The organism is Niveispirillum cyanobacteriorum, assembly GCF_002868735.1.
GTDB lineage: Bacteria > Pseudomonadota > Alphaproteobacteria > Azospirillales > Azospirillaceae > Niveispirillum > Niveispirillum cyanobacteriorum.
Window position 1 is genome coordinate 215,326 of sequence record NZ_CP025612.1, and the last position, 16,769, is coordinate 232,094.

General features: G+C 64.3%; 14 protein-coding genes. 8 read left to right on the plus strand and 6 right to left on the minus strand.

Features of this window, described 5'->3' with window-relative positions:
* Nucleotides 1–7 precede the first annotated feature (7 nt).
* The 4 genes from C0V82_RS16930 to C0V82_RS16945 form a co-directional block, all read right to left on the minus strand.
* Nucleotides 8–1,711, minus strand: a complete 1,704-nt coding sequence (locus tag C0V82_RS16930) for a methyl-accepting chemotaxis protein (RefSeq protein WP_102113650.1) — start codon at nucleotides 1,709–1,711, stop codon at nucleotides 8–10.
* Between the two features lie 74 nt (nucleotides 1,712–1,785).
* Entirely contained in the window at nucleotides 1,786–3,774 is a 1,989-nt protein-coding gene (locus C0V82_RS16935) for a TonB-dependent receptor plug domain-containing protein (protein WP_102113651.1), read from the minus strand.
* A 33-nt stretch (nucleotides 3,775–3,807) separates the two neighbouring features.
* Nucleotides 3,808–4,305: a hypothetical protein gene (locus tag C0V82_RS16940; protein WP_102113652.1), complete on the minus strand. Its 498-nt coding sequence runs from the start codon at nucleotides 4,303–4,305 to the stop codon at nucleotides 3,808–3,810.
* A gap of 386 nt (nucleotides 4,306–4,691) precedes the next feature.
* Complete coding sequence (locus tag C0V82_RS16945; protein WP_102113653.1) at nucleotides 4,692–6,113, minus strand: porin; 1,422 nt, start codon at nucleotides 6,111–6,113, stop codon at nucleotides 4,692–4,694.
* 431 nt (nucleotides 6,114–6,544) lie between these two features.
* Between C0V82_RS16945 and C0V82_RS16950 the strand changes: the two genes are divergently transcribed.
* The gene (locus C0V82_RS16950) at nucleotides 6,545–8,500 is read left to right on the plus strand and encodes an ATP-binding protein (protein ID WP_158660001.1); all 1,956 of its coding nucleotides are present in this window, start codon (nucleotides 6,545–6,547) and stop codon (nucleotides 8,498–8,500) included.
* A 7-nt stretch (nucleotides 8,501–8,507) separates the two neighbouring features.
* Here the strand turns inward: C0V82_RS16950 and C0V82_RS16955 are convergent, their stop codons facing one another.
* Together C0V82_RS16955 and C0V82_RS16960 are read right to left on the minus strand one after the other, a co-directional pair.
* Nucleotides 8,508–9,275 carry an inositol monophosphatase family protein gene (locus C0V82_RS16955; protein WP_102113655.1) on the minus strand — a complete coding sequence of 256 codons (768 nt, stop codon included), beginning with the start codon at nucleotides 9,273–9,275 and terminating at the stop codon, nucleotides 8,508–8,510.
* 97 nt (nucleotides 9,276–9,372) lie between these two features.
* A complete protein-coding gene (locus C0V82_RS16960; RefSeq protein WP_102113656.1) occupies nucleotides 9,373–9,912 on the minus strand; it encodes a c-type cytochrome in 540 nt (179 codons plus the stop codon).
* A 168-nt stretch (nucleotides 9,913–10,080) separates the two neighbouring features.
* On the opposite strand from C0V82_RS16960, the gene C0V82_RS16965 reads away from it, so the two are divergent.
* The 7 genes from C0V82_RS16965 (at nucleotide 10,081) to C0V82_RS16995 (ending at nucleotide 16,767) form a co-directional block, all read left to right on the plus strand.
* Complete coding sequence (locus C0V82_RS16965) at nucleotides 10,081–10,863, plus strand: 3-deoxy-manno-octulosonate cytidylyltransferase (protein ID WP_102114358.1); 783 nt, start codon at nucleotides 10,081–10,083, stop codon at nucleotides 10,861–10,863.
* Between the two features lie 47 nt (nucleotides 10,864–10,910).
* Entirely contained in the window at nucleotides 10,911–11,771 is an 861-nt protein-coding gene (locus C0V82_RS16970) for a prephenate dehydratase (RefSeq protein WP_102113657.1), read from the plus strand.
* A gap of 54 nt (nucleotides 11,772–11,825) precedes the next feature.
* Nucleotides 11,826–12,071, plus strand: a complete 246-nt coding sequence (locus tag C0V82_RS16975; RefSeq protein WP_102113658.1) for a hypothetical protein — start codon at nucleotides 11,826–11,828, stop codon at nucleotides 12,069–12,071.
* Nucleotides 12,072–12,186: 115 nt separating this feature from the next.
* Nucleotides 12,187–13,731, plus strand: a complete 1,545-nt coding sequence (locus C0V82_RS16980) for a hypothetical protein (RefSeq protein ID WP_102113659.1) — start codon at nucleotides 12,187–12,189, stop codon at nucleotides 13,729–13,731.
* 145 nt (nucleotides 13,732–13,876) lie between these two features.
* Nucleotides 13,877–14,875 (plus strand): hypothetical protein, encoded by a 999-nt coding sequence (locus C0V82_RS16985; protein ID WP_102113660.1) that lies wholly within the window; start codon nucleotides 13,877–13,879, stop codon nucleotides 14,873–14,875.
* A 111-nt stretch (nucleotides 14,876–14,986) separates the two neighbouring features.
* Nucleotides 14,987–15,586, plus strand: a complete 600-nt coding sequence (locus tag C0V82_RS16990; RefSeq protein WP_158660002.1) for an OmpA family protein — start codon at nucleotides 14,987–14,989, stop codon at nucleotides 15,584–15,586.
* Nucleotides 15,583–16,767: a flagellar motor protein MotA gene (locus tag C0V82_RS16995; protein WP_370466034.1), complete on the plus strand. Its 1,185-nt coding sequence runs from the start codon at nucleotides 15,583–15,585 to the stop codon at nucleotides 16,765–16,767. The genes C0V82_RS16990 and C0V82_RS16995 overlap by 4 nt, the downstream gene beginning before the upstream one ends.
* Nucleotides 16,768–16,769 lie beyond the last annotated feature (2 nt).

The following is a 16,769-nucleotide window of genomic DNA, read 5'->3' on the forward strand; positions in this document are numbered from 1 at the left end:
ACCCGGATCAGCCGGCACGAACCCGCTGCAGGAAACCATCCACTTCCCGGCGTAGACGGGCGGCACCATCGGTCAGCCCCGTCGCGGCTTCGCGCAGGCCACGGGCGGCATCGCCGGTCCCGGCGGCAACCTGGGCCAGCGACTGCACCTCGCTCGCCGCCTCGCGGCTGGCGGTGGAGGCCGACTGCACCGACCGGGCGATTTCCTGGGTCGCCATTCGCTGCTGTTCCACTGCCGCCGCGACCGTCGTGCTGACGCTGGACACGTCCCCGATCCGGTCGGTGATCTCTGTCAGGGCACCGACGACGGCGTTTGCGGCGTGGCGGACGGCGCTGATGCGGCGTTCGATTTCTTCCGTCGCCTTCGCGGTCTGCCCCGCTAGTTGCTTGACCTCTGAGGCCACGACGGCGAAACCCTTCCCGGCCTCACCGGCACGGGCGGCCTCGATGGTCGCGTTTAGCGCCAGCAGGTTGGTCTGGCTGGCAATGGCGGAGATCAGATCAACAACATTCTTGATGCCCTCCGCCTCACTGCTGAGATTGCGGACAAGGCCGTCGGACCGTTCAACAGCCGTCGAAGCCTGACGGGTGCTGCCGGTAACGCCTTCCACTTGCCGGGCGACATCATTAAAGGAGACGGCCAGTTCTTCCGCAGCGCTCGCGACCGACTGTACGCCCTGGTCTGAACTCTCCGCCGCTCGGGACACGTGGCTGGCGGCGGTTCGCCCGTCCTCGGCCACCAGGCCCAGACGCTCCGCTTCACTTAACACCGCACCCGCTGTCTCACCCACTGTGCGGACAGATCCCAGGACAGTGGCTTCGAAACTGTCGGCCAGTTCCAGAAGGGCCCTGCGGGCACGGGCGTCCGCCTCAATGCGTTCGCTGGACAGGCGGGCCGCCTCCTGCAAGGCTTTCTTGAAGGAGAACAGGCCATCGACCAAACTGTTCAACTCGTCACTGCGGACCAGCGGGGCCGGATCGACAGAGAGATCATTGGCGGCCAACCGGCCCATTGCCTGTGCGATCCCATCAATTCCGCTGCGAACCAGACGGGTGATGAAGAACACCAGCAGGGACACAACGGTCAAGGCGGCCAAGAGACCCAGGACCAGCAGCCACGAGGCCGTTACAGCACTCTGTGCCTGACGCTCCACGCTGGCACGGGCGTCGGCCTGGATTTGGGCTGTGGCCTTGTCCAGGGCCGCTACGATGATCTGCACCTTTTCATTGAAGGGCAAAACCGCGCCGGCCGCCGTGGCGATATCGACCTCCAGCATGGTGGAGACGACATCTACGGCACCGCTGAACCCATCCAGTTCCGCCGCGGAAGTCTTTACCGCTGCCTTGAGCGTGGGGTCGCCAATAGTCCCGGAAATAACGGTCAGACGCTCCGCTTCCTTGGCGATGGCGGCCTTCACGGATTCCAGCTCCTTGATGGCGTCCGTAGCCGGATTGCCGCCCGCCACCGACAGGACGGCGAAATAGGCCGAACCCAGGCTGCCCTTCAACTCGGTGACCAGATTTTGCATCTCAGATGCCCGAGCCAGCTTCTCATCCACCAGGACGCGGGTCTCTGCTGCCTGCGAGCGCAGTTCGATAATGGAAAGACCCCCCAGCACCAGCATGGCGAGGGCGGCGACGATGGGACCGGCCATCAGTTTTGCGAGCAAAGACAGCTGATCGAGACGGGCGAGAAGGGCGTGGTGGGTCATGTGCAGGGATCCTTATTCTTATTCTGACAGCAGGGTTCTCCACCCGGCGGGGCCGGGTGGAGTGCGCACAAATGTCAGAACTTCTGCGACACGCTGGCGTAAACCCTACGCTCGGTTTCCAGCGCGGAACCCAACGCCGTTTCCGTGCGCAAGAAGTCGCTGGCGGTGAAGCGGACCTCGGTCCCGGTTTCGAACAGGTAACCGATGCTGGCCGTGCCGGTCCAAGTGGCGTCGATCGGGAACAGCCCCTGGCCACCGGTCACGGGATGCAGCAGCGTGCGCTTGGACTGCCAGGACAGGTTCAAGTCGGTGGACAGGGCGCCGTCCGACCAACCCACATTACCTTGCAGCTTATGACGCGGTGCTGCCCCTTCGAACTTTACCGGACGGGTGGCGATGGCGCCCTTGTTCACGGTCAGGTCGTCATTGACGTCATTCCAGGAATAGGAGGCACCGTAACGGACACCGTTTGCGGCATTGCCATCGAACGCAGCCTCGAAGCCCCAGGACGCGCTGTCGCCGGCATTGATCACGATGGAGGCCGGGCGACCATTCACGACGCTGCGGTCGGAGCCCAGGAACGACTTGATGTCGTCAGTGGTCTGCCGGAAGACCGACAGATGCAGCCCGCCATTGATGGCCGCCAGGGCGCGATCATAACCCAGCTCATAGCTCTGCACCTTGCTGGGCTTGATATGGGGATTGCCCGCTGACGCGAAGACGCCGGCCGGCGTGACCGTCGGCAGGTAGAAGCCACCCAGTTCTAGGATGGACGGAAGCTGGTTGGCCAAGCCGTAAGTGGCGCGCAGCGTATCAACATCCGTCGCCTTGTAGACAAGGCCGCTATTCACGCTGATCTTGCTGATCTTGCGGTCGAAGTCGGCAGCGACGTAGGGCGGGGAGGCGGCACCGGAATAGCTCAGGTCCAGCCAGTCGGAGCGAACGGCGTTGGTGAAGGACAGTTTGTCGGTCAGGCGCCAGTCCCACATGCCGGCCACGGCCCAGACGTCGTAGGAAATGGTCGCGCCGGGGGCCGGGAAACGGCCCATGCTGTTATGGCGGTATTCGCCGGAGATCTTCACCGTGTGGTCCGTGCCGATCTGGATCAGGTCCGACAGCTGCACCACGCTGGTGGTCACGTCCGACTTGCCGATGCCGAAATATTCGAAATCCAGCCAGTTACGGTAAGCGGTGAAGGAGACGAGACCGGCATTGCCGGCATCGCCGATCAGGTCCAGCTTGGCCGACTTCGTCAGATAGTCATCGCCATAGACGCTGTTGGTCGCGGTGATGTCGGTCTGCTTCATCTTGGAGCGGGTCAGCTCCAGACCGGCCTGAATGCTGTCTGTCAGCTGCGCCAGGGCGCCCACTGCGACATGAGATGATTCCGGGTCCAGCAGACGGCCACGCTCCACAGCGGTAATCGCGCCTTGGCTGAACTCGTCCTGTTCCTTGTAGCCAGCGGAGAAGCGCAGGCCGAAACCGTCGGAAACCTTCACATTCTTAGACAGTCCGATTTCACGGGCACCATTGTTGCCGAAGCGGGCAGTGGCAGTGCCATCGGTGTCATAAAGCGGATTCTGGGTGATGATATTGACTACGCCCGCCACTGCGTTGAAGCCGTAGATGGCACCGACCGGGCCCTTCACGACTTCGATCTGCTTGATTTCCGACAGTTGCACCGGGATGGTCGACCAGTTCACCAGCGCGTAATGGTCGGAATAGACCTGACGGCCATTCAGCAGGACCAGCAGGCGCGGGCTGTTGGGCTGGTTGTAACCGCGCATCCCGATATCAACGCTGCCGGCACCCCAGCGCAGAAGGTCAATGCCGCCGACGCGGGCCAGAATGTCAGGCAGGTTGTCCAGGCCGGTGGCCTTGATGTCTTCGGCCGTGATGATATGCAGGGCGGCCGGCGCATCGGCGGCGACCTGTGGCTTGCCGGTCACGCTGGTGGTCACGGGCTGGCCGAACGCGTCCTGAAGGGCGGTGTAGTTGATGGTCTGCGCCTGGGCACCGACAGCAAGAAGGGCAGTCGCGCCGAGCAGAATAGATTTCTTCATTTACGAGGACTCCTGGTGGTCTTTGGCGCCCGCTTAGTGCGCGGTCACGAGCATCTGGAAATTCTTGTCAAAGCTGACGCCGGCCTTGGCCAGGGCTGCCGTGTTGACATGGTACTTGGCGGCACCGGAGGCTTGGCGCTCTACCGCGAGGGCGCATTTGCCGGCTTCCATGCAGGCCATATCGCCGATCACCAATTGACCGGCGGCAGCCTTGCCGGAAACGTCGGCGCTGCCGATTACGATGACCGCGATCGCGCCGGACAAGTCGCCAGCGCTGTCAACTACCTTAGCCGTTACATCGGCACCAAGGGCGGATTTGACCGCGTCGCCTGTGGCCGCCTGGCCGCTGGCCGTCACGATGGTAACAGGCGTCGGCTTGGCCGGCTTGGGCTGAAGGAAATTCAGGGCCTTCACGGCGACCGTCGCGGTGGGGCCATCGATCGTTGCCATGGCCGGGGCGGCATGGGTGAGTATTGGCAGCAGCAGGCCGGCCATCAGGCCGTGCCGAGCCGCGGAACGCAGATTACGCATTGTGTCTCCAGTGTGACAGGAGGAAGGAATTACTCCTTCAGCAATGCATATGACTAAAGAATGAGCGCGTCACTCCGGGGTGTATAATCCGTCTGGTTAGGTTTCCAAAGAAAAACACCGACTTTTTAGCTCTGTGATATTTTGGATACATATCATGGTAACCTGAAATATACTTTTGTATATGTATTTCTGGAGAATAATCGAATTAATACATTGTTAATGCGGATAATTACTGGGTTGTTGCCCCTGCCATTTAAGCGGGCATGCTGATTCCGGTGTGGCAAAAAGAAACCCACCGGCTATTGAGGAGGCCGGTGGGTTGGCAGGCGCAATAGACTGGAAACCGGTTCCACCCCACGCGTAGCGGGATGGAACCGGGAAACCGATCAGAACTGGAACTGCATGCGCATGGCGGTCAGGTCCAACTCGACTTCCTGGCCGTTGGCGCGTTCCGTCTTGCTGATGACGTGGTTCAGCATGATACGGATGGCCGGGTTGACATACCAGTTCAGGCCCAGCGTCCAGTTGGTTTCCTTGCCGGCGGTACCGGTGCTGATGCCGGCGGCGCGGTCAATCAGGTCGACCTGGCTGTAACGCGCCGCGATTTCCCAGGCGCCCATGCCGTTCTGGCCAACGGGCCAGGACGGCTTTACGCCCGACCATTCGCCGATATTATAGTTACGGCGCTCGCCCGTCAGGATGTAACCGGCGGACACGTAGTAGCCGCTGAACTCCGGATCGGCCAGGGTCTGGACGGCACCCGACGCGGTGCGGTCGGCATATTCAGCGCCGAAGTTGTAATATTCAGCGGCAGCCCAGAAGCTCTTGTAGTTCACGCCCAGGTCGGCGCCATAGGCATAGGCGCTGTCGATCTGGTTCACGGTGACGTTGGTCAGACGGTAGGACGTGTCGGTGCCACCGATGCGCAGACCCGGACGGTCGCCAAAGCCGATGCTGGTGGTGGCGGTGCCGGCGGCCACGGGGCGGGCGGTCGCCTGCGGGGTGGTCTGCAGGACGCCCGACACGCCGATACCGGCGGAGCCTTCGTTGGCCTGCCAGAAGGCATAGGCGGCGCGGCCCAGCAGGTTGACCTGATCGTCGAAGCTGCCAGTGGTGTTGGTGGAGTTGCCGGTGACATAGGCGGCCACGAAGTGGCTGGTGCCCTTGTTGGTCATGCCGATGGCGGTACGGCTGTCGGAACCGCCGATGCCGACGACGATGTTGCCGATTGGCGCGCGTTCCATGAAGGCGATGTCGTTGGAGGACGTGCTGTCATCCAGCGTGAATTTCGGCTGCATCACGCCGGCCACGATGGTCCAGTCCTTGATGCCGGTATAGCCGATATTGGCGGCCTGGATCTGCGCCCCGCCGCCACGATTGCCGGCGAAGTTGGCGGTCACTTCATAGGTCCAGTCGGTGTAGACCTTGCCAGCCACGCCCAGGAAGGCACGGCGGATGCCAAAGCCATCGGTGCCGTCGGCGGTGAAGTTCTTGCCACCATTGCCGAAGCCGTAATCCATGTGCAGACGGGCGCGGATCGCGGCGTCAAAGGCCTTATCGGCGGTCTGAACGCGGATGCGGCCACCGTCGGCGGTCACCTTCGGCATGGCCTCCAGCGCCTTCTTGTTGGCGGCGCTTTCCTTGGCGACCGAGTCCTTCAGTGAGGTCAGCTGGCCCTGCAGGGCCTGGATCTGGGCGGCCAGGGCATCGATCTGGGCCTGGGACGGGGCAGCGGACTGGGCTACGGCCGGGCCGGCGGCCAGAACGGCGACGGCGGCGCCGACCAGCAGGGTGGACTTGAGGCTCATTGTTGTTCTCCGGTGGGATCTCGCGGGCGACAAAGCCTGTCAGCGTGCCGATCCCCATCACCGGGTATGTATCGGCGTTGCCTCAGGCCCCGGCGGAGGGCTAACAGAGGGGTATTGCCGATTTGATGCGGTTTTATTACGTCTTCATGACGGGCTGGACCTGTTGCATTATGGGCACGGCCATCGCAGTGTCAGTTTCACTGCGTTTTGTCATGATATTGTCATGAAACTTCTGTGCCGATGCCGGTCAGGCGCACAGATGGCCCCGCGTGAACAAGGTTGCAACCTACCCCATTCGGGTAGAGGATGGGTGCCCAATCCGACGGAGCGCCACCGCCTACGCGATGCACGACCCGCAACCCGCCCCAGACCTGATACAGCCCGCCAGCGCGGGCCGGCATCCGTTGCCATTGGCAACGGTGCCCGTACTGATGCTGCTGGCCTTCGCGGTACTGGCGGTGGCGGCCATTCTGTTCACCACGGCCCGGCATTTCGATGCCGGCGAGGCACAGCGGTCTGAACAGCGCGTCGCCCGCCTGATGGCAGGTGCGGAAAATTCCCTGGCCGTTGTCATGCGTGATTATGCGGGCTGGGATGCTGCCGTCATGCATGTTGTGGATCGGTTCGACCTGCCCTGGGCGGACGAGAATATCGGCATCTATCTCAGCGGTGGCTATCGACTGTCGATGAGTCTGGTGATCGATCGGCAGGGCCGCGTCATCTATGGGATGGAGGATGGCAAGCGCCTGACCGACAACCGGATGCGCGAGATTCAGCCGCCGCCGGCCCTGGGCCGCATGATGGAGAAATCCATTGCCGCCCTGCCCGGCACTACTGAGGCTGTCGCGGGGGTGGTGCGCTGGGGTGACCAGCTTTATCTGGCCTCCGTGGCCGATATCCGACCCAGCCAGGGGGGGGCTGCCCGACCGGATGGCATGGCCCTGGCGTTCCTGCAACGGCTGGATCGCGTGGCCGTGGCCCGCCTGCTGGACCCCTTGCTGCTGGAGAATGTCGACATTTCCACCCGGCCATTGCCGCTTGATGTCGGGTTGCTGCCCCTGGTGGAATTTGGTGCGGCACCGGACAGTCCGCCAGCAGGTTGGCTGACATGGCGTGTCCCGCGCCCCGCCCTGGATTTCCTGTCCAGTGTCTATTGGGTTCTGGGGGGTGTGCTGCTGGCCCTGTTCGCGCTGACGGCCCAGGTCCTGACCCGAGTGCAGCGGGCCGCCCGGCGGGAAGCCGAGATGAACGATGCCCTGCGGCAATTGTCCGAGCGGTATCGCGCCCTGATCGATGCCTTGCCGGACATGGTCTGCCTGCTGGCCGACGGTCGCGTATCGCTGATCAATGCGGCGGGCCTGTCGATGCTGGGTATATCGCCGGCCGATGCTGGGCGGGTGGTGGGGCGCCCCTATCTTGATCTGGTCGTGGATGCCGACCGTCTGATCTTTCACCGTGTCATGCAGATGCGGGGACGGGGCGGGATCGAATGGGCGACGCTGCGGATCGAGGCGGCGAATGGGACCATCGTGCCCATCGAACTGGCGGTGCTGCCCGTGACGGGCGAGCCGCTGGGCGAGATGACGCTGGTAGCCCGCGACCGGCGGCCCGAACTGGCGCGCCGTGAAACCTTGCGCGCGGCGGAGACGCGGGCCGCCGTGGCCGACCGCGCCAAGGGCCAGTTCCTGGCCAATATCAGCCATGAGCTGCGCACCCCGCTGAACGCCATCATCGGCTTTTCAGAAATATTGCGGGATGAGTTGCTGGGCGCTTTGGGCGTGCCGCAATACAAGGAATATGCCGTTGATATCCATGAGGGTGGGCTGCATCTGCTGCGGCTAGTCAATGACTTGCTGGATATTGCGCGCATGGATGCAGGGACATTGGAACTGCGCGAAGGCTGGGTCGATATTGCCCCGCTGATCGACCGGTGTGAACGTCTGCTGCGGCAGAAGGCGGCGGAACGGGGCGTGCCGGTCAAGCTGGACGTGTCACCCCAGGGGCTGCGTGTCCTGGCCGACGAGGTGCGATTGAAGCAGATCGTGGTCAATCTTCTGGGCAATGCCGTCCGATTCTCCGAAGCTGGCCAGCCGGTCGCCGTCGTCGTACGGCTGGACGGGGCCACGGGCGATGTGCTGATCGAGGTTGCCGATCACGGCATTGGTATGAATGTGGATGCTATGCGCATCGCCCTGGAACCCTTCTCTCAGGTGGAAGGCGGGCATAACCGGCGCCAGCCGGGGGCCGGGCTGGGCCTGCCGCTGGCCCGTGGTTACGCCGAGGCGCATGGCGGTTCGCTGACCATGCAAAGCACCCCGGCGGTCGGTACCACTGTTACCGTGCGCCTGCCAGCCAGTCGGGTAGCGCTGGCCCCCGTTGAGGGCTGATTCGGGCTTATCGACGGTCCCGGAACATGGTCAGAACCTGAGCATGCAGGGCCGGATCACCGGCGGCGACCACATTGCCACTGCAGCCCAGCCGCAGCGGCTGCCCTTCCCAATCGGTGATCAGGCCACCGGCCCCCTCGATCACGGCGACCAGTGCTGCCCAGTCATAGGGTTGCAGCCCGGCCTCCACCATCAGGTCGATGAAACCGCCGGCCAGCAGGCCGAACGCATAGGCGTCGCCGCCCCAGACCATGTAGCGGCTCGACGCCTGGGTCATGGCGAACTCGACCTGATGGAACGGCATGGTGGCGGCCTGCGTCGCCATGGCGATATCGGCGCAGGGCCGCGTCGTGATGGGCGCGCCATTCAATGTCGTGGGACGACCGGCAATGCCCAGCCAGCGATCGCCGATCACCGGCTGGTCGATGATGCCCAGAACGGGCACACCCCTGTGCAGCAGGGCGATCAGGGTCGTAAAAAGCGGGCGGCCCGTGATGAAGGATTTGGTGCCGTCGATCGGGTCGATGACCCAGACATATTCGGCATTCAGATCCTGGCTGCCATGTTCCTCGCCTAGGATGCCGTCATCGGGCCGTTCGGCGATCAGGATGGCGCGGATGGCGCTTTCCACCTCGCGGTCGGCAATGGTGACGGGCGAGGCGTCGGCCTTCACATCGACATCCACCCGCGTGCGGTAATGGCGGCGGGCCACGACACCCGCCGCATCGGCGCAACGCAGGGCAAGATCGACCAGGAAATCGGGAACGGCAGACATATCAGACGACTCCGGAATATGCGGTTCTGCCCCTGAAAAGGAAAAGGGGCGGCATTGCTGCCGCCCCCTTCATAGCATGTTCCGGGTGACGTGCCGATTAAGGCAGCGGCACCGGGCTATCGGCCAGCGTGCGCAGATAAGCGATCAGCGCGGCGCGATCCTCGACCTTCTTCAGACCAGCGAAGTTCATCTTCGTGCCCGGGATGGTCGCCTTCGGGTTCGCCAGGAACTTGTTCAGGTGCTCGTAATCCCAGAGGCCTTCCTCCGCCTTCATGGCGTCGGAATAGGCAAAACCTTCGGCGTGGGCATGCTTGTTGCCCACGATACCCCACAGGTTCGGGCCCACCTTGTTGGCGCCGCCCTTTTCGAAGCTGTGGCAGGCCGCGCAGGCCTTGACCAGCTTCTGACCGGCAGCCGGATCGGCAGCGGCCATCAGCGGGGTCACCGGATCGGGCTCTGCCGGAGCGGCAGGCGCGTCGGCGGCGGCGGTCTCGGTCTCCGGCACTTCCACCTTATAGGCGCGTTCGGCCGGGAAGTTCGGGTGAACCAGCTTCTTGGAGACGAAACCCGCCAGGAGAGCGATCAACGTCGCCGTCAGGATCGCCATGAAAATCTTATTGAAGGTGCTGCTCGCCATCAGTCCTAATCCCTTGGGTTCGCCAAGCGCGGGCACAATAACGCCAAGAAGCGGGCACGTCCATGCCCGCCTTGACGTGAATCCATGCGCGATACTTAGCGTAAGGATGCAAGAACGCACATGGCTTTCCGCCTTGACCCGGCGGACCAAATGTCGCACGGGAAAACCATGACCGATCCGAACTGTCCCCCGACCGCCGCTCCCGTCGCCCGTCCGCTGGTGGTAATCCCCGCCCGCTTGGGTTCCACGCGCCTGCCGGATAAGCCGCTGGCCGACATTCACGGTGCACCGATGATCGTGCATGTCTGGCGCCGCGCCATGGAGGCGGGGATCGGCCCCGTGATTGTCGCGGCGGCCGAACAGGCCATCGTCGATGCCGTGATCCAGGCCGGTGGCACCGCTGTCCTGACCGACCCGGACCATCCGTCAGGCTCTGACCGGGTGTGGGAGGCGGTATGCCGCATCGACCCCGAGGGGAAGTACGACGCCATCGTCAATGTACAGGGCGACCTGCCCACCATCGACCCTGCCGTTATCCGCGCCGTGTTCGGCCCTTTGTCCGACCCAGGCGTGGATATCGCCACGCTGGGTGCCGTGATCACCGAGGCGGCAGAGCGTACGAATCCCAATGTGGTGAAGGCCGTGGTGGAGATGCTTCCGGGTGCCGACACGGGCCGCGCACTCTATTTCACCCGCGCCACGGCACCCTGGGGCGACGGGCCTCTGTTCCACCATATCGGGCTGTACGCCTATCGCCGCATCGCCCTGGAACGGTTCGTCTCCTTGCCCCCGGCACAGTTGGAGCAGCGTGAAAAGCTGGAACAGCTTCGCGCCCTGGCCAATGGCATGACCATCGCGCTGGCGCGGGTGGACATCGTGCCGCTGGGGGTGGATACCATCGAAGACCTTGACCGCGCCCGCCATATGCTGGCCCCATCGCCCACGCCGTGATTCACGGCATCCCGCCCATCGCCTCATCGACAGACAGAGCCCCTCCCATGCCCGCCTCTACCATCGCCTACCAGGGCGCACCCGGTGCCAATTCCGACCTGGCCTGCCGCAGCGTTTTCCCCGACATGGTCACGCTGCCCTGCGCTTCGTTTGAGGATGCGTTTGCCGCGGTGCATGAGGGTAAGGCCAAGCTGGCCATGATCCCGGTAGAGAATTCGGTCGCGGGCCGCGTCGCCGATATCCACCATTTGCTGCCCCATGGCGGGCTGCATATCATTGGTGAGCATTATCAGCGCGTGGTTCATTGCCTGGTTGCACCCCAGGGTGCGACGATGGAGGGGCTGACCGAGGTCCATTCCCATATCCAGGCCCTGTCCCAGTGCCGCAATTACCTGCGCGAACGCGGCCTGAAGCCCGTCAATAATGCTGATACGGCGGGTGCGGCCGCCGACGTGGCCCGCTGGAACGACCCGTCCAAGGGGGCCATCTCGTCTGATCTGGCCGCTGAGATCTACGGCCTTCAGGTTCTGGCCAAGGGGATCGAGGATGCGACCCACAATACCACCCGTTTCCTGATCCTGGCGCGGGAACCCAGCGTACCGGAACGCGGTACCGACAGCGTCACCACCTTTGTCTTTCGAGTCCGGTCACGTCCGGCGGCCCTGTATAAGGCGTTAGGCGGGTTTGCGACCAATGGTGTGAACATCACCAAGCTGGAAAGCTATCTGGTGGATGGCCGTTTCACGGCGGCGCAGTTCTATATCGACGTTGAAGGCCATCCGGAGGAACGCTCCCTGCGGCTGGCCATGGAGGAACTGGGCTTCTTCGCCAGCGAGGTGAAGTTCCTGGGCGTCTATCCGGCCCATCCGTTCCGCCGTGAACAGCAGCAGATGGGCGGCGGTATCTGATTGCGGGTATGACGGCTGGTGCCTTAACCTTGTGGTGCCAGCCGGGAGGAGATCATGGACATTCACCTGATTTCGCTGATCGCGCCGACGATTACCGCCCTCGTCCTGCTGATTACGCCGCAATGGCAGACACGCCATATCGAACGTCGCATGCTGGCAGGGGACGACCGTTATCTCGACGAGCAGCGCGCCTATCGGGCCTATCCATGGCAGCGCAACCCCAAGGTACTGCGGGTGACGGGGGCGGTCCTGCTGCTGATGGAAGCGGTTTATTTAGGGCTTTCCTGGTTCAATCCGTGATTTTTCGGTACCGTCCCGGAAACGCTGCTGTTCCGTCTCAATTCCGCCATTCGTGGCACGCCAAATGGGGTAGCCGGCGAATGGCGCCGGTGACTGCCTCCCGGGGCCAATAATCATGCGTAGCCGTTTTCTGCCCGTTTCGTTCGCCGCCGCCCTGTTGCTGGGGCTTGGTGCCTGCGCCGCCGATCCTGCCATCAAGGAAGGGGAGATGCGCAACCGCCAGATCGCCGCCGGTTCCTGGCGCCTGTCGGAACTACGCCTGGTCTGTATGGGCAATCCCGATGCCGGAATTCCCGGCCGCGCCCTGACGGCGGATGAGGCGGCCGAACAGCTGCGGCTTGTGCTGGAGCTGTCGTCCCTGGCGCCGGACATCTGGCCCAACGTTCCGTTGTCCAGCCCACGTGTGGAGGAGTTCCGCCGCATCTGTGCTGGTGATCCGGCCACCAACACGCCGGCCCGCGCCCTGACCCCGGATGAGCGCAAGGAATTGCTGTCCCTGATGGTCAGCACACCCGCCACCCTTCCCGCCGTGCGTGGCAGCGGCGGCGGATCGGCGGGTGCCATCATCTGGAGCGACAGCGGTGCCCCCCGGTCTGGCGGCGGCTACTATGAGGAAACCTACCGCGATCCCGACTATGACCGGATGATCTGGGAGCTGGAACGCGACCGGGCCCGGTGGGATGCCTATCTGTGGGAACAGCGCCGCCGCGAACTTTATTGGGAGCATGAGCGTCGTCGCCGCGAATGGGAGCGTGACCGGGCGCGCTGGGAGCGTGAACGCGACCGCGACCGGGCCCGCGCCGAACAGGATCGTCGCCGAGCGGAGGATGCCCGCCGTCGTGCAGAAGAGGAACGCCGCCGGGCCGAGGATGAACGCCGCCGTTACGAACGGCCGCCCATCGTGCAGCCGCCGCCGCGCCCGTCCGATGACGACATGCGCCGCCGCCGGGATGCCGAAGAGGCCGCCCGTCGCCTGGAGGATCAGCGCCGCCGGGCACAGGAAGAGGTGCGCGGCAGAGACGATGATCGCCGCCGCGAGGCCGAGGATGCAGGCCGCCGTCTTGAAGAACAACGCCGGCAGGCAGAGAGCGAAGCGCGCCGGCAGGCCGAGAGCGATGCACGTCGTCAGGCGGATGATGATCGCCGTCGGGCCGCCGAAGAGGGCGCACGCCGGGCAGAGGAGCAGCGCCGTCAGGCCGAGAATGATGCACGTCGTCAGGCGGATGATGACCGCCGGCGGGCCGCCGAGGAGGGTGCGCGTCGGGCAGAGGAGCAGCGCCGTCAGGCCGAGAGCGATGCACGTCGTCAGGCAGAGGATGACGCCCGCCGTGCCGCCGAGGAGGGGGCCCGTAGGATGGAGGAGCAGCGCCGTCAGGCCGAGAGCGATGCACGCCGTCAGGCGGATGATGATCGCCGGCAGGCTGCCGAGGAGGGGGCACGCCGGGCAGAGGAACAGCGCCGTCAGGCCGAAAGTGAAGCGCGCCGTCAGGCAGAGGATGACGCCCGCCGCCGCGCCGACGATGACCGTCGTCAGGCCGCCGAGGAGAATGCCCGCCGCATTCAGGAGCAACGCCGTCAGGCACAGGAAGAAGCACGGCGTGAGAGGGAAGCAGCCCCGCCACCCCGTAACCAGACTGGCGTCGAAACACAGATACCCTGATGGTCGGCGTTAGTTGTCAGAATTTAGCAAGGGCGATGGACACCTTCCATCGCCCTTTTTTGCTGCACCCAATATCGAAATCCGTCCCTGCACCTTCCCGTCATACAACTAAACAGTTAAGTTATCCTATCACTTGACGGGGGCGATGATGGGTGATGGGGATATGGCGGGATCGGCAGGCGCCTTAGGGGCCGATATCGGGCTGTCATTGCGCCGGGAAGTGGATGCGATGGTCCGCTACATCCTGGGCAACGGAACCTCGATGCCGGCGGATGTAATCGCCCGATTGTCGATTCTGGATGGGGACGCACCGCCGCCGCTGGCCGATCTGGCGAAGCTGCATAATCAACTGGCTTCGCTGGTGGCGCCTGCCAGCCCCCGCACCATCCGCCTGTTGGCCGATGATCCGTTCGCGGGGCGATTCTGGTCCAGTTTCGGTCCCCTTCCCAATATCCGGCGGTTGTTGCTCGCGGCCATTTTCTTTCTGGCCTGTTTCATCATGGCCAGCCTGTCGGAGCACATAAACGCCACCACCATCCGGCAGGATATCTACACCATCGATTCGGACCACCTGCTGCATGTGCTGATTTTCCTGATGAGTGCGGCGGGGCTGGGGGCCTGTTTCAACGCGCTGTCGACGGCGTATTGGTTCATCCAGGCCGGGACATATGATCCCCGACTGGACAGTTCCTACTGGATCCGCATCGTGCTGGGCATCATCGCGGGCCTGCTGATCTCGCAGCTGGTGCCGCTGGGCGGGCCGGAAACGCTGGATGCCCAGGGCAACGCCACGGGCGGCAGTTCCGCCACGCTGGGCAAGCCGCTTCTGGCCCTGCTGGGCGGTTATTCGGCCAGCATGGTGAACTCCGTGTTGCAAAGGCTGGTCGAGACCGTTCAGGCCATGTTCAAGGGCGGTGCCGCCGATACCGCTGCTGCCAATGACGCCATTGCCCGGGCCAAAGCCGACCAGCGGGTGGAACAGCATAAGCTGTCCATGGCGGGGGACCTTGTGGCCCTGCATCAGGCCATCAAGGATGGAGCGTCTGCCGACCGGCTGATGGAACTGGCCGGTGGGCTGGTGAAGCAGGTGGTGCCTGCCCATCCCGCATCACCGCCGCCCCCGCCGCCGGCGTCCGGGGTGTAATTAGTCTTACTAAGGGTGGCCGGGGCGGCCTCGGTCCGCTATCGTTCTGCCGGTGGCTGCTATGGTGCCTGTGACATGGCGCGGCCATAATCTTCCGATTTCCTGGCCGGCATGATGATGCGCATCCCCACTTTCTCCACCCTGTTGCTGCTTCTGGCGCTGGCACCCCTGTCCGGCGCCATGGCGCAGAATAGTATCGGACCATTGCCGGCCAACCCGCCGCCCGCCGCTGCGCGTGCCCCCATCACGGTACCGGCGACCCCCGACCTGACGTTGCCGCCGACGCCCGGCGTGCCGGATCAGGGCGACATCCCCGCTGCACCGGTTTCGGAACTGCCACCATCCCGCTTCCCCGGTTCCGCCACGGGGCCTGAGCCGGCGCGCATGCCGGCGGAGCGCAGCACGCTCCTGTACCCGCCGGGGGCGGAAATCCTGCCATCGGGTACCGATGCCGTGCTGGCCGATATCGTGGCGCGGCTGAAGGCCCATCCGGCGGAACGGCTGGAGCTGCGCGCCTATGCCAGCAGCCAGACCACCCGACCGACCGATGCCCGGCGCATCGCCCTGTTGCGCGCCCGCGCTCTGCGGGACCGGCTGGTGCAGCTTGGCCTTGATCCGCTGCGCCTGCTGGTGTTTGCGGAAGGGAGTGCCGCAGGCACCACTGCACCGGCAACGGCCCCCGACCGCGTTGATCTGGTGATCCGCCCATGACGCTTTCCGCTGACCGTCGCACGCCTGCCGCACCGCCCGAGCGCCCCCCCACGGTAGAACCGCCGGCCAGCCGGCCACGCCGGTTCCTGACGCGCATGGCGCTGTTCGCCCTGGCCGTGGCATTGATCGCGGCGGTTCTGCTGCCATCCCTGATTCAGGCGTTTCTGGCCAATCCGGCTTTGAATGGCCTGATCCTGTTCACCCTGCTGCTGGGTATCTGGTTCATCTTCCGGCAGGTCACGATGCTGGGGCCGGAGGTGGCGTGGCTGGAAGCCTTCACGGCCAACCGCGCGCCGGACACGCAACCCCGCCTGCTGGCCCCCATGGCCCGGATGCTGGGTGAACGCCAGGGCGGACGCTTCACCCTGTCGACGGTAGCCAGCCGGTCGCTGCTGGACGGGGTCGGCACGCGACTGGATGAAGGGCGGGAGATTTCCAAGTATCTGATCGGGCTCCTGATCTTCTTGGGATTGCTGGGCACCTTCTGGGGCCTGTTGCAGACCGTATCCTCCATCGGCACCGTCATTTCCGGCCTCAGTTTCGACAATGCCGATGTGGCGGGCGTGTTCGGCAATTTGCAGGCCGGCCTGTCGGCGCCCCTGTCGGGGATGGGCATGGCCTTCTCCTCCTCCCTGTTCGGGTTAGCGGGATCGCTGGTGCTGGGGTTCCTGGAGTTACAAGCCGGGCAGGCGCAGAACCGGTTCTATACCGAGCTGGAGGATTGGCTGGCCGGCATCACGCGGCTGTCCAGCGGCGCGCTGGGCGATGTGGAAGCGGGTGGCGGGTCCGGTGGGGGCGCGTCGGTTCCCGTCTATATCCAGGCCCTTCTGGAACAGACGGCGGAGAATATCGAACGGCTGCAATTCACCATGGCCGGTGCGGAGGAGGGGCGAAAGCTCCAGCACCAGCAGTTGGTGCAACTGACGGAGCGCATCGTCGCCCTGACCGACCAGATGCGGACCGAGCAGCAGGTGATGCTGCGTCTGGCCGAAAGCCTGTCCAATGGCGGCGGCTTGGGTCTGGACGAGGCGACCCGCGCCCATATCCGCAATCTGGAGCTTTACACCGCCCGCCTGCTGGAGGAGACAACGCAGGGGCGTATCCAGTCCACCCAGGAATTGCGCAGCGAGATCAAGATCCTGGCCCGGACGGTGGCGGCACTGGGCGATACGGAGCGCTGATC

Coding starts and splice junctions, on each gene's coding strand:
- C0V82_RS16930 (WP_102113650.1), bottom strand. CDS start 1,711: ATGACCCACCACGCCCTTCTCGCCCGTCTCGATCAGCTGTCTTTGCTC.
- C0V82_RS16935 (WP_102113651.1), bottom strand. CDS start 3,774: ATGAAGAAATCTATTCTGCTCGGCGCGACTGCCCTTCTTGCTGTCGGT.
- C0V82_RS16940 (WP_102113652.1), bottom strand. CDS start 4,305: ATGCGTAATCTGCGTTCCGCGGCTCGGCACGGCCTGATGGCCGGCCTG.
- C0V82_RS16945 (WP_102113653.1), bottom strand. CDS start 6,113: ATGAGCCTCAAGTCCACCCTGCTGGTCGGCGCCGCCGTCGCCGTTCTG.
- C0V82_RS16950 (WP_158660001.1), top strand. CDS start 6,545: ATGCTGCTGGCCTTCGCGGTACTGGCGGTGGCGGCCATTCTGTTCACC.
- C0V82_RS16955 (WP_102113655.1), bottom strand. CDS start 9,275: ATGTCTGCCGTTCCCGATTTCCTGGTCGATCTTGCCCTGCGTTGCGCC.
- C0V82_RS16960 (WP_102113656.1), bottom strand. CDS start 9,912: ATGGCGAGCAGCACCTTCAATAAGATTTTCATGGCGATCCTGACGGCG.
- C0V82_RS16965 (WP_102114358.1), top strand. CDS start 10,081: ATGACCGATCCGAACTGTCCCCCGACCGCCGCTCCCGTCGCCCGTCCG.
- C0V82_RS16970 (WP_102113657.1), top strand. CDS start 10,911: ATGCCCGCCTCTACCATCGCCTACCAGGGCGCACCCGGTGCCAATTCC.
- C0V82_RS16975 (WP_102113658.1), top strand. CDS start 11,826: ATGGACATTCACCTGATTTCGCTGATCGCGCCGACGATTACCGCCCTC.
- C0V82_RS16980 (WP_102113659.1), top strand. CDS start 12,187: ATGCGTAGCCGTTTTCTGCCCGTTTCGTTCGCCGCCGCCCTGTTGCTG.
- C0V82_RS16985 (WP_102113660.1), top strand. CDS start 13,877: ATGATGGGTGATGGGGATATGGCGGGATCGGCAGGCGCCTTAGGGGCC.
- C0V82_RS16990 (WP_158660002.1), top strand. CDS start 14,987: ATGATGATGCGCATCCCCACTTTCTCCACCCTGTTGCTGCTTCTGGCG.
- C0V82_RS16995 (WP_370466034.1), top strand. CDS start 15,583: ATGACGCTTTCCGCTGACCGTCGCACGCCTGCCGCACCGCCCGAGCGC.